Annotated in this window: 10 protein-coding genes; 4 read left to right on the top strand and 6 right to left on the bottom strand. The window is 53.1% G+C overall.

Going from position 1 to position 12,367, the window contains the following annotated elements:
- Window positions 1-52: 52 nt before the first annotated feature.
- Window positions 53-1,273, top strand: a complete 1,221-nt coding sequence (locus tag GBK04_RS15545; RefSeq protein WP_152761187.1) for a putative porin — start codon at window positions 53-55, stop codon at window positions 1,271-1,273.
- 21 nt (window positions 1,274-1,294) lie between these two features.
- On the opposite strand, the gene moaA is transcribed toward GBK04_RS15545, so the two are convergent.
- From moaA to GBK04_RS15520, 5 genes are all read right to left on the bottom strand, one after another.
- The gene (gene moaA, locus GBK04_RS15540) at window positions 1,295-2,272 is read right to left on the bottom strand and encodes a GTP 3',8-cyclase MoaA (protein WP_373331458.1); all 978 of its coding nucleotides are present in this window, start codon (window positions 2,270-2,272) and stop codon (window positions 1,295-1,297) included.
- An 89-nt stretch (window positions 2,273-2,361) separates the two neighbouring features.
- A complete protein-coding gene (gene moaCB, locus GBK04_RS15535; RefSeq protein WP_373331457.1) occupies window positions 2,362-3,378 on the bottom strand; it encodes a bifunctional molybdenum cofactor biosynthesis protein MoaC/MoaB in 1,017 nt (338 codons plus the stop codon).
- A 66-nt stretch (window positions 3,379-3,444) separates the two neighbouring features.
- Window positions 3,445-3,876 carry a molybdenum cofactor biosynthesis protein MoaE gene (locus GBK04_RS15530; protein WP_152761183.1) on the bottom strand — a complete coding sequence of 144 codons (432 nt, stop codon included), beginning with the start codon at window positions 3,874-3,876 and terminating at the stop codon, window positions 3,445-3,447.
- A gap of 53 nt (window positions 3,877-3,929) precedes the next feature.
- Entirely contained in the window at window positions 3,930-4,169 is a 240-nt protein-coding gene (locus GBK04_RS15525; RefSeq protein ID WP_152761181.1) for a MoaD/ThiS family protein, read from the bottom strand.
- Window positions 4,170-4,179: 10 nt separating this feature from the next.
- Window positions 4,180-5,412, bottom strand: coding sequence for a molybdopterin molybdotransferase MoeA (locus GBK04_RS15520; RefSeq protein WP_152761179.1), 1,233 nt, complete (start codon window positions 5,410-5,412; stop codon window positions 4,180-4,182).
- Between the two features lie 114 nt (window positions 5,413-5,526).
- On the opposite strand from GBK04_RS15520, the gene moeB reads away from it, so the two are divergent.
- From moeB to GBK04_RS15505, 3 genes are all read left to right on the top strand, one after another.
- The gene (gene moeB, locus GBK04_RS15515) at window positions 5,527-6,615 is read left to right on the top strand and encodes a molybdopterin-synthase adenylyltransferase MoeB (protein WP_152761177.1); all 1,089 of its coding nucleotides are present in this window, start codon (window positions 5,527-5,529) and stop codon (window positions 6,613-6,615) included.
- 93 nt (window positions 6,616-6,708) lie between these two features.
- Entirely contained in the window at window positions 6,709-7,827 is a 1,119-nt protein-coding gene (locus tag GBK04_RS15510) for an XdhC family protein (RefSeq protein WP_152761175.1), read from the top strand.
- A gap of 463 nt (window positions 7,828-8,290) precedes the next feature.
- Complete coding sequence (locus tag GBK04_RS15505) at window positions 8,291-9,085, top strand: lytic transglycosylase domain-containing protein (protein WP_152761173.1); 795 nt, start codon at window positions 8,291-8,293, stop codon at window positions 9,083-9,085.
- Window positions 9,086-9,181: 96 nt separating this feature from the next.
- On the opposite strand, the gene GBK04_RS15500 is transcribed toward GBK04_RS15505, so the two are convergent.
- On the bottom strand, window positions 9,182-12,364 hold the full coding sequence (locus GBK04_RS15500; protein WP_152761171.1) for a S41 family peptidase: 3,183 nt from the start codon (window positions 12,362-12,364) through the stop codon (window positions 9,182-9,184).
- Between the last annotated feature and the right edge of the window lie 3 nt (window positions 12,365-12,367).

Genomic DNA, 12,367 nt, shown 5'->3' with positions numbered 1-12,367 from the left:
AGTTTGTTGTTTTCTAATGAGGGGTGTTCCGGATAGTCGAGCCCAACTCATCATGGACGACATGACCGACACGACGCATTACAGCCGGGGACTACTCTCGCTCTACGAAAAATTCAACCGCCTGCGCATCAGCGGGTACCTGCAGCCCCAATTCCAGGCAGCTCAGTCCAAGGGAGCGCCGAGTTTTAACGGGGGTGATTTCCCCGCTGCCGTTAACAACCGTTTTTCACTTCGCCGGGGGCGACTGCGACTCGACTACACGCACGTCAACGCCGAGGGGTTGCCCACGGTGTTCTTCGTGTACCAGTTCGATGGCACCGAGCGGGGCTTCTTTACCCGCGATTTTTTCGGGCAGGTATTCGAAAACAAGTGGAGTGTACTCAACCTGACGGCGGGTATTTTCCCGCGTCCCTTTGGCTTTGAGGTAAATCTGGGCTCGGGCGACCGCGAATCGCCCGAACGGGGCCGCATGTCGCAGTTGTTGATGCGTACCGAGCGCGACGTGGGAGCCATGGTTTCGTTTCATCCGCAGCGTAAAGCCCATCCGCTCTCTTTCCTGAAAGTGGACGTGGGCGTATTCAACGGCCCCGGCCTTTCGGGTACCACCGACTTCGATAGCTATAAGGATCTGATCAGCCGGATATCCGTAAAGCGGCTCCCGGTAGCCCCCTCGGTGCAGCTTTCGGCCGGCGCTTCGCTGCTCTACGGAGGAATGCAGCAATTCACCAAAGAGATTTACCGGATGAAAGAGGGAGGGTACGTGGCCGATATTGCCGACGACAATCATGGACAAATCGCGCCCCGGCGCTACTTTGGAGGAGATGTGCAGGTTGTGATCAAAAATCCGCTGGGCACGACTGAACTCCGGGCCGAGTACATCGGGGGTACCCAAACCTCCACCCGCACCACGTCCGAAACCCCTTTTACCATTCCTATGCTGAATGGCACCTCCGCTCCGCTTTACATCCGGCCATTTGATGGGGCGTATTTTTATTTCCTGCATTCGCTCAAAAATCCCAAGCACCAGTTCGGACTCAAGTACGACTGGTACGATCCCAACCGCGAGGTAACCGGGGCCGACCTCGACGCCGATTATACGGGGGCCGATGTGGCTTTCCAGACTTTGGGATTGGGATACAACTATTACATCAGCGCCAACCTTCGCCTGTTGCTCTGGTATGAAGTAGTCAGGAATGAGAAAACGGCGCTGGAAGGGTACCAAAATGATTTGCAGGATGACGTGCTTACCTGCCGCCTGCAATTCAGGTTCTAAGCAGGGGTACCTTAGGGTACCCTACCCCCCGATCGCGATCATCGAGCGGTTGGTTTCGTACTCGGCCTTAGCGCCTTTGTCGGTAAAGTCGCTGTGACCGCCGTGAGCGAAGTGTTTGGCTTGAAAGTGGCTGTAAATAAGGGGCTTCACGTCCTCACCCTGGCGCATGGCCTTCAATAGATCTACCTCGGTCGTATCGAAAAGGCAATTTTTGAGCTTACCGTCGGCGGTAATCCGGATGCGGTTGCAGCCCGCGCAGAAGTGGTTGGTAATGGTACTAATGATACCGAAGGTACCCTGCCCGTCCTGAATGCGGAAGCAGCGGGCCGTATCATTAGCTTCACCAGCGAGGGCTTCGAATTCAAATTGCCCGCCGATGGTATCCAGTAGCGTTTGGTAAGGTACCATGCGCGAAAAATCCCACTGATTGCCATTGAAGGGCATAAACTCAATGAAGCGCACGTGCAGATTAGGCTGATTTCGGGTGAGTTCCACGAAGTCGTTGACTTCCTCCACGTTCAGGTCGCGCATGACCACCATGTTGAGTTTCACGCTGAACCCTTCGGCCAGCAGCAGGTGAATATTATCCAGCGTTTTTTTGAAATGATCGCGCCGGGTAATCGTCTTGAAACGCTCTTCCTGCAAGGTATCCAGACTGATATTCAGTGAACGGACGCCCGCTTTTTTCAAGGTACCCATGTACTGCTCCACAAACACCGCATTGGTCGTCAGCGTCAGCGAAACGGGTAGTTCGCCCAGCGATTCGATGATCTGCCCCACGTCTTTACGCACCAGCGGCTCACCGCCCGTCAGGCGGATTTTCTGTACGCCCATGTCCACAAATATACCGGCCAGCGTGCGGATTTCCGCCGCCGACATCAGCCAGGCCGAGGGCATGAACTGCATGTCTTCCTGCGGCATGCAGTAGTTGCAGCGCAAGTTACACTTGTCCGTCAGCGAAATGCGGAGGTAGTTGTGAACGCGACCGAATTTGTCGATTATGTGAGTTGGGGAGTCTATAAGTCTATGAGTTTATGAGTTGGTAAGTACCTAATGTTCAAAGTCATAAAGTGCCGAATTGGGGTGGTTTAGTCGATAGTCCCACTTTGTGCCTGTGTGCCTGTGGCCTTTTTTACCTCCAAATCGTGCTTTTGTCCCTGCATAACGCCAAACACGTGCAATACGTGCGGAAAGAGGGCATCCATGTATTCAGTAACGCCGCCGGTGCTACCCGGCATGGTAATCACGAGGGCATCCCCAACTAGCCCCGCCACCGCCCGCGACAGCAGCGAGGTAGGTACCCTCTCCTGTCCGTAACTACGGGCCGCTTCGGCAATACCGGGAATGGGCCGGTCCAGTAGTTCTTCTACGGCTTCGGGCGTAACGTCGCGCGGCGAAAGACCCGTACCACCCGTCAGCAGGATTAGCTGATAATCGAGCGCAACCAGGCTCTTTATCTTTTCCTGAATCCGGCTTTTCTCATCGGGGATAATGCTGTAATCACTGACTTCGATGGCAAAAGGTTGCAACTTGTCAATAATCTTCCGGCCCGATTTGTCCTCACCCAATCCTTTGGCAATACTATCCGAACAGACAATCACGGCGGTTTTTAGTTCGGGCATGTTAGCCTTGCGGTCGCTTTTGCCGCCTTTCTTTTCCAGCAGTTTGATATGATGAATCTCAACCCCCTTGTCGATGGGCTTCAGCATGTCGTACATCGTCAGCGCCACCACCGACGCGCCGTGCATGGCTTCTACTTCAACCCCCGTTTTGTAGATCGTCTTAACCGTCATCTCAATCACGATGCTTAGCTCTTCGGTGCGGTAGGCAATGCCCGTGTACTCAATGGGTAGCGGATGACAATCGGGCAGCAGGTCAGGCGTCTTCTTCACCGCCAGCAGCCCGGCGGCCTTGGCCATTTCGAACACATCGCCCTTAGGTACCCTGCGTTCCTGAATGGCTGCGATGGTTTCTGGCTTGCTCACCTGCACCACGGCCTGGGCGGTGGCAATGCGTAGTGTATTGGTTTTATGGGTAATGTCAACCATGCTTTTGCTGTTGGCTGTTAGCTGATGGCTGTTGGCTTTTTGCCGCCTAAACCACACACCTGCCTGCTCGTGAATATTGAAATTGCTCGTAATAAAAAACAAAACCTGCCGACGCCGCTGGCTCTACTGATTTTCCTTCCAGACAAAATCGCCTTGCGCGCCAATTAGTTCTTTGCCAAAAATCGGAACTTTCGCCTTGATTTCCTCCACCAGAAATTCCAGGGCTTCAAAGGTAGCCCGGCGATGCGGCGACGACACGAACACGAACAGACTGATTTCGCCCGTAGGTACCAGCCCCAGGCTATGGTAGATATGGAGGCAGGTGAGTTCATATTTTTCGAAAGCCGCTTCGCGGATTTGATGAAAAACACCTTCGGCCATTTCGGGGTAGGCCGAGTACTCGATGCCCGTTACCACGCCGCCTTCTTTGGCATCAGCCCGAATCTGTCCCATAAACATGGAATGCGCCCCGATGGTGGTTTTGGACTGATGCTTGGCCAGCGACTCAGCCACGAATTGCGGACTGATGGGGCCATCGACGAATACTTTTTTCATAGTAAAATTTGAATGAGTGAATTTTGACGGGTTCGCCCGGGCCAAAATCAGATTCAACCGCCCGCGAAAGGCGGCAATAAGGCTACCTCCGCTAGTGGGGGAATCGGAAAAGCCTCATCAGCGATCTGCTGGTTCACAGCGATCTGAAACTTACGATCGCGCAGGACGGGGTACCTTTCCAGGAGTTGATGCTTCAATTCACCCACGGTTAGTGGATCCAGAGAATGCCAGGTTTCGACGGGATTCCCGATGGATTCGGCAATCATGCCAAAATATAAAATGGATAGAGTCATAGTAAGGTACTCAACAAAAAAACGGCAATAAATGTGCCTCCACCAGATCGCCGGGTTGTACGGAGTTTTGAGTGGATGGCAAATAAATAAGCGCATTGGCCATGGCAAACGACCGTAAAACAAACGATTCCTGGCCTTCCAGCGGAGTGACAGTGGTGGTGGTAGCGGTAGCTTTCAAAAATTCGTCGCGCTCTCCTTTGAACGAAAAAGCGTGCGTAATCGGTAGTTTCAGTTTAGGCAAAAAACAGTCCTTCCGTCCCGACATCAGGCGCAGAGCGGGTAGCACGTACTGATAATAGCACACTAGAGTAGCCGCCGGATTGCCCGGCAAGGCAAAGATAAAAGTATCGTCGTTGCGCCCGAAGAACAGGGGCTTACCAGGCCGCTGCCGGACTTTATAAAAGACGGTCTCTACCCCGATTTCCTCCAGCGAGGTACCCACGTAATCATAATCACCTACCGATACACCGCCCGTGGAAAGTACCACGTCGTTCTCTTCGGCCAGTTCGCGCAGGGCCGCTACGGTGGCGGGGGCATCGTCGGCCACGTACCGAATCATGATGTCGGTGATACCCTCGGCGCGCAGCACTGCCGCCAGCATGGCCGAGCTCGACTCGTAGATTTGTCCGAAACGAAGGGTACCCTCGCCGCCCGACGGTACGCCGCCCGACGACGCTCCGTCAGGTTGTACTAATTCGTCGCCCGTGACCAGAATCCCGACGCTGGGTTTGCGGTATACCTTCACAGTCGTGATATTCAGGCCCGCCAGGAAACCGACTGAGCCGGGCGTGAGGTAGGTACCTTTGGGCAAAGCTACATCGCCCTTTTTAATTTGCTGACCCACCGAGCGCACGTTTTCATTTTCTATTACCGGGTACAGTTCGATCGTGGCCATGTCGCCCGCCCGCCTTACTTTTTCGCGCATCACCACGGCCGTGGCACCATCGGGTACGGGCGCGCCCGTCAGGATATGTACCGCCGTGCCGCGCTCCAGCACCAGGGGTACCTCCGTACCCGCCCGCGACTCGGCCACAACCGGGAGGGCGGTATTGGCCTGGGTTATGTCGGCATGGTGCACGGCGTAGCCATCCATGGACGACTGCCGGAAAGGCGGTAGAGCCAGCGGAGCGAGCAGGTCATCGGCCAGTACATGACCTACGGCTTCCCCGAGGGGCATGAACTCGGCATAGAGTACCGGAATTGTGGCTAGGATGTGGGATTTGGCTTCCTGGACGCTGATCATCGGATAGTAATTTAAGGCAGCACAAACTTCCAAAAGACAAAACGCGTTAGTAGAATGTTCCCCGGAAGGCATTTTCAAATATACGCATTCTCACCATAGCTCCACCGAATCTCCATGTTTTCACCCGCCGAACAAAGCTACTACCAGCGCCAATTGTCCCTACCCGAACTGGGCCCGCAAGGCCAGCAAAAACTCCGCGATGCGCGCGTGCTGGTCGTGGGAGCAGGAGGCCTGGGTTGCCCGGCACTTACCTACCTGGCGGCCGCGGGGGTGGGTACCATCGGAATCGCGGATTTCGATCGGGTGGAAGTCAGCAACCTGCACCGGCAGATTTTGTTTACCGTAGCGGATGTCGGGCGACTCAAAGCCGAGGTAGCAGCGGAGCGATTGCATCTCTTGAATCCATATAGTAAAATGATTACCTACCTGGAAGGCCTGAACCGAGGAAACGCCCTTGACATCGTGGGTGAGTATGATTTGGTCGTGGATGGTTCGGACAACTTTCCGACGAGGTACCTTGTGAATGATGCCTGTGTATTGCTGGACAAGCCGCTGGTTTTTGGTTCTATTTATAAATTCGAGGGGCAGGTCAGTGTGTTCAACTATCAAAGGGGACCTACTTACCGCTGCCTCTATCCTACTCCTCCCAACGAAGGCGAGGTACCTAACTGCGCCGAAATCGGGGTACTGGGCGTATTGCCCGGTATCGTGGGCTCGCTACAAGCAGTGGAGGCAATCAAAATCATCACCGGTTTGGGCGAGGTACTTTCGGGAAAGATCCTACTTTACGACGCATTGCGTGCTTCCTTTCAGACGTTCCGCTTCACACCCCGGCCCGAATCCCGGAACTTTACCTCCTTACAGCAAGATTACGGTACCACCTGTACTCTTCCAGCGGTGGGTTTGGAAGAAATCGAATTCGAAGCACTGGAACAAATTTTACAACAACTAACGCCACCGATACTGATCGATGTGCGCGAACCCGTAGAGTTTGAGCGCTTCAACGTGGGAGGTACCAACTGGCCGCTGAGAACATTGTCACAACGGCTTTCCGAACTCCAGGGCCTAACCGATGTGATCCTCTGCTGCCAGTCGGGCGTTCGCAGCCGCAAGGCGTACGAACTTCTTTCGACGGCCCTGCCTACCCACCGTTTCCGGCACCTGAAAGGAGGCGTCGGCAGGATTGAATTGACGAGTTTATGAGTACAGGAGTAGGAAAAAGTACAGGAGTACAAAAATTAAGTAGTGTCCTAGGTACTTTTGTACTGAACACTTCTGTACTAGCAAACTAAAAAAATGAAAGAAATAAAAGCCATCCTGAAAACCTACCAAAACCTCGACCACATCGACACCCGCGCTGCCTTGGCCACGGTGGTGCGGGTAGAGGGTTCATCGTATCGTCGCACCGGAGCACGGATGCTGGTCATGGACAATGGTACCTGGGTCGGAGGAATCAGCGGTGGCTGTCTGGAAGGTGACGCCCTCAAACGGGCGCGGCTGGCCATTGCCAAAACGCAGGCCAGTTTGGTCACTTACGATACAACTGAAGACGATGCTCACCAGATTGGCGTGGGGCTGGGGTGCAACGGCATTATCGACGTATTGCTGGCACCCATCGATCCGGACGATCCCAACAATCCGGTGGCTGTGCTGGAAGATGTCGTTACCGACCGCCGCCAGACGAATGTACTACTGACTCTTATAAAACTGGACGGCGAACTGAACGGCCTGCGTGCCGGAAACATCATTCGGTATGAGAACCGGCAAAGCTTACTTGCCCTGGGCTCTGAAACTCTGATCGATGCTACTGAGAAAGCGATACAGCAAGTGATTGAAGAAAATAAGTCCTCCGCTTTAACCTTTGAATTGAGCGAAGGGGGTACCCTGGGGTTGTTTGCGGAGTTTCTACCACCCGAGCTTCACGTAATTCTGATGGGGCATCAGTATGATATTTTCCCGTTGGCCAAGGTGATCAAAGAAGCGGGCTGGCGGGCCACGGTGGTGGCTAATGCGCAGAAAATCCACCGTGACGTGGCAGCACTGGTCAATGCAGTCGTAGATCCGGAAGATTTCACGACCGCTATGGTCGACGAATATACCGCCGCCATTCTGATGTCGCACGATTATAAGACCGACAAGCGTAACCTACCGCAGGTACTGCCCACGGCCGCGCCCTACATCGGGATGCTGGGTCCCCGGGTACGGGCAGAAAGGATGATTAGCGAATTGACCGAAGAGGGTACCTTGTTTTCCGAACGCGACCAGCAGCGCATTTTTGCTCCCGTTGGTCTGGATATAGGAGCTATTTCACCCGAGGAAATAGCCTTATCTATCGCCGCCGAAATCCGGGCGGTATTCTCCAAACGCCAGGGTGGTTTGCTGCGTAACCGTCCTTCCACCATTCATGCCCGATGAAATTTTCCTGTCCGATTGCTCCTACCGTTCACTAAGTTTTTAGGATTTCCTCCTTCTATTCAATCACTATATAATACAATTTATATAGTTTTACTTTCGTTGTACTCCTCAAACCAGGCACACAAATTCGTTTTTTTTACGTGATTTAAAAAAAAATAGCCTCAAAGCAATAGACTTCAGACTTCTACTCATCCTCCTTATTTTGCCAATTCCGGCAATTCTCAGCTAAAAAGCCTGTTTTCGTTTCCTCCTTCAAATCATTCTTTGGCTCAAAACCCAGATTATAGAATATAATAATTTGTACTTTATCAATATTGCGCTTAACTATTTATCTACTATAAGTACCATATAGCGGATACATTAATGCCTGTCAATCAGTTTTTTATCGAATGGTAAAACTTTTTTTATTCTATTACGTTATCTTTGTCCATTAGTAAATTATGTAGAACGAACCTGATTATGTATGATACGATTCATATCGTTGATAGTATCGGTCATGTCGCTCGGAGTATTTACCATCAACAGAACACCCGCTCCCACGACACCTACCGAAGTAGTTTCGGAAGTGATCGAAAAAGATGATTTTGACACCAATATCCTTCACGTGCAGTTCTGTGGCGACACCCTGCCCCTGCACCAGTCAACAGTAGCCAAACGGTATCAGAAAGCCGTCCAATTCTATGACCATCCTTCCTTCCAGCGCTCCCGGGCGAATACGAAGAAGAAGATGAAGCAAATCGAGAATATCCTGAAAAGCCACGGGATTCCGTCCGACTTCAAATACATCCCCTACATCGAAAGTGCCATGAATGCCGGCGCGGTTTCGCCTAAGGGCGCAGCGGGTTACTGGCAGTTCATGCCCGCTACCGCGCAGGGGCTGGGCTTGGTTGTGAACGATCAGATCGACGAACGCAAGGATCTGGTAAAATCGACCAAAGCCGCGGCTAAGTACCTGAAATGGCTCTACCGCGAACTGGGCAACTGGACGCTGGTAGCCGCCGCCTACAACGCTGGCCCCAACAAAATTATCCAGCGCATGGATCAGCAGGACAAGGACAGCTATTTTGCCCTGCATCTGAACGGCGAAACCTCCAAGTACGTGTATCGGTTGGTAGCCGTGAAGGAATGGATCAACCAGCCCGAGCGAAGCCTGGAATGGAGTAAGGTGGAAACGATCTCCAAAGTCGCGTCCTACCTCAAGCGTAAGCGCGATGCCGCCGATGTGGCACAAGCGCTCCTGATCGCCAGCGCGAGGTGAAGAAGCCGTAGGTTATAAGCTTTAGGCAATAGGCTGTACGTTTAGGCAAAGAGCTTTCCAGCTTCTTGTCAGTAGCATACAGCCTATTGCTTAAGACTATTTCAACTCCTGCATGATTTCGGCGATGGCCCGGTCGAGTTGAGGGTCTTGCCCGTTGAGTCGATCGACGAAAGTCTGCTTGACGTAAATGTCGGGTTTGACGCCTTCCCTCTCGATATCCTTACCGTCCAATGTGTAGCACCCCCATGAGGGTAGCCGGAAGAATGAGCCGTCCACCAGCCCTTTGCCCGAGGTAAAGATAATCCAACGGTAAGTTTCGGTGCCGATTACTTTGCCCAGCTTCAGGGCCTTGAAACCCGTAGCGGTCATTTCGGCGTCGGAGAGCGACTGCTCGTTCATAAGCAGTACGATGGGCTTGGCCGCTACCCCGAAATTGGGCTGCGGGGTAAATTCTCCGCCACGGTACTTCCATTTCAGGTAGGGTTTCTGGGAAAGGAACTGCAAAACCAGGTCGTGGACATTGCCGCCGGTATTGTAGCGCAAATCCAGAATCAGCGCGTCCTTACGGTACCAGTCGCGGGTCATGTCTTTGACAAAATTTTCATATTCACCCATACCCATGTTTTTCATGTGCACGTAGGCGATGCGCTGCTTGCTCTTTTCGTCCACGTATTGCTGGTTCCAGTCCTGCCATTCGTCGTATAGATTGCCACTGAGCGAACCCTGCGGATGTACCCTTACCACATAGCTGGTATCGGCTCCGGCCCGACGAAAAGTCAGCGTCATTTCCTTATCGCGGGAAGGCTTGGTAAAATAGTAATCACGGTTTTGGGTAGTGTCTACGGCCTCGCCGTTCACGTGGGTAAGCAGGTCGTGGGGCTGAACGTACTTTTTGGTTTTATCCAGCGCACTTCGTTTGACCACCCGGGCCACCCGGTAGGGACTTTGGGGATCAAACAGGATACCCGGCTCCATGGTGGCGTTTTTATAAAAAACCTTTTCTTCGTCGCCATTGCTGTAAAAGCCTAAGTGCGAGGCGTTCAATTCGCCTAGCATATCGTTGAACAGCGTACGGAAGTCTTCCCGGTCCGTCAGGTAGGGTAGGTACTTCGCATAGCTGTCGCGCAGGGCCTGCCAGTTGGCGCCATGGAAATCTTCGCTGTAAAAGTTCTCCTCCACACCCGCCCAGGCCTCGTAATACATCTGCCGGAACTCATCTTTCAGATTCCGACGGAAGGTATAGCTCATGTCGATGGGTTCGATCTTGCCCGATTCCAGGTTGAGCTTTTTGATTGTCCCGCCCGCCAGCAGGTAGCACGATTTGTCGGCCTGAGCTATTTCGTACGAAAAAACCTTATCGGCCAATTTCTCAGTTTTGGGTTCCTCGAAAGGTTCCAGCGTGGTACGCCACAGCGCCGGGGTACCTTCGGCGTGGTTTGAAATATAAAACAGGTATGTCTTTTCATCTTTCTGAACAATCGTCAGACCATCCTGGGCACCGAATTCGGGTCCGATGTTTTCGATTCGTTCCATGATGTTCAGCGTGTCCAGATCCATCGCCACGAAGGGCTTCTCCTCATCTTTCTTTTTGTCAGGGGTACCTTTCGACTTTCCTTTCCCTTTTTTATCGCCCTTCTTCTCCTCCCCTTCTTTCTTCTCATCCTCCTTTTTCTCAAACAATTCCTCAAACTTCTCGCCGCGGAAGGGCTCGTCCAGTTTGGTCAGTGGCAGCCGATACAGCTTGGTTTTGTCGGACCCGAACGGATAATTGGGCCGCAGCAAATCCGACACCAAATACAGGTACTTCCCGTCCGGCGACCATACCGGTTCGCCCTCGGAGACACCCGATTGGGTCAGGTTGATTTTCTTTTTGGTTTTCAGGTTGTACAGGAAAATGTCCCGCTCAAAATCGCGGTGCGCCGTGAAAGCCAGGTACTCGCCATTGGGCGAAAAACTGGGTACATCGTTCTGGAAAGCCCATAATTCTTCCCGAACCAGTGTTTCACTTTTCATGGTCTTGAGGTCCATCAGCCTTACTTCGTTCCGCCCGCTGAGGTAGGCCGCCTGCGTACGTTTGTCGTTCAGTACCAGATGACGGTTGCCCTGCAGGTCGGTGGTCAGTTGCTTTTCGGTACCCTTGCCATCGGCCGTTTGGGTGAACCAGTTTGCGTAGCCATTCACCGTCTGGCTGTACAGCAGCGTCAGGCTGTCGGCCAGCCATTTCACTTCCAGCACGCGCTCGTCGGGCCGGGTGTTCAGTTGCTGGATGTACTTGCCTTCCTTGTCCGACACAAACAAGGTACCTCGTGATACGAAGGCCAGCTTCTTGTTGTCGGGCGCTACGTCGAAGGTCGAGATTTCGCCTTTTATGTTAAAATCCTGCAACTTGGGCAGCGTCCGGTTCTGCGGAAGTACCAGCTGTACGGGGGCGGATTGTTTCGTGGCCACATCATACTGCCAGAGTTGGTACCCTTTCTCAAACACAATTTTCCGCCCGTCGGCACTCACCTGCGGGTGTTTGATGGATTCAGAAAACGAGGTAAGCGCCGTTTTGTTCCCGTCCTTCATGGCATAAAGATTGTACTGCCCGTTGGCTTCGTCCGACACGAAATATACGTTGCCGGCGCGGTCCAGGGTAGCCCACATGTCTTTGCCGGGATAGTCGGTCAGGCGTTTGTACTCTTTCGTTTTGGGGTTGTAATACTGGATGTCCGGGTTAAACTCTCCTTTATAGCCCTTCCGCATCGCCTGGTTGTCGCTTTCCCAGGTATCGTTGAAATACAGGTTTCCGTTGGGAGCCTCGGCCACACTGTGGATACGGTTGAAGTAATGCCCGAACACCCGCTGCGGGGTACCTCCCGTCAGGGCCACCGTGAAAGTAGTCCCACCGTTCTGCTGACCCGACTTAAAATAAATGGTTTTGGAATCCCACGACCAGCTTTCCACCAGATCGTAGCTGCTGTGGAACGTCAGCTGACGGATTGGGCCGCCGGCCAGTGGCATCACGTACACATCGGGATTCCCCCCTTCGGTAGCCGAAAAGGCCAGCCACTGCCCGTCGGGTGACACGCGCGGATTGGTTTCGGCGCCCTGCATGGCGGTGAGGCGGGTAGCATTGCCGCCATTGACATCCACTTTCCACAAGTCTGATTCGTAGCTGAACAGGATGGCACTGCCATCGGGCGTAAGGGTGGGATATGACGCGAAATAGACGTCGGAAGTTTGGGCATACCCTGTCAGAGCGAGCAGGAAGCCGCACAGTAAGAAAAACGTTTTCATGGC

The sequence above is a fragment of the Salmonirosea aquatica genome (assembly GCF_009296315.1).
GTDB lineage: Bacteria > Bacteroidota > Bacteroidia > Cytophagales > Spirosomataceae > Salmonirosea > Salmonirosea aquatica.
Note: the sequence above shows the minus strand (reverse complement) of the source record. Positions and strands in the feature narration are given on the sequence as shown.

Coding starts and splice junctions, on each gene's coding strand:
- GBK04_RS15545 (WP_152761187.1), top strand. CDS start 53: ATGGACGACATGACCGACACGACGCATTACAGCCGGGGACTACTCTCG.
- GBK04_RS15530 (WP_152761183.1), bottom strand. CDS start 3,876: ATGAAAAAAGTATTCGTCGATGGCCCCATCAGTCCGCAATTCGTGGCT.
- GBK04_RS15525 (WP_152761181.1), bottom strand. CDS start 4,169: ATGACTCTATCCATTTTATATTTTGGCATGATTGCCGAATCCATCGGG.
- GBK04_RS15520 (WP_152761179.1), bottom strand. CDS start 5,412: ATGATCAGCGTCCAGGAAGCCAAATCCCACATCCTAGCCACAATTCCG.
- moeB (WP_152761177.1), top strand. CDS start 5,527: ATGTTTTCACCCGCCGAACAAAGCTACTACCAGCGCCAATTGTCCCTA.
- GBK04_RS15510 (WP_152761175.1), top strand. CDS start 6,709: ATGAAAGAAATAAAAGCCATCCTGAAAACCTACCAAAACCTCGACCAC.
- GBK04_RS15505 (WP_152761173.1), top strand. CDS start 8,291: ATGATACGATTCATATCGTTGATAGTATCGGTCATGTCGCTCGGAGTA.
- GBK04_RS15500 (WP_152761171.1), bottom strand. CDS start 12,364: ATGAAAACGTTTTTCTTACTGTGCGGCTTCCTGCTCGCTCTGACAGGG.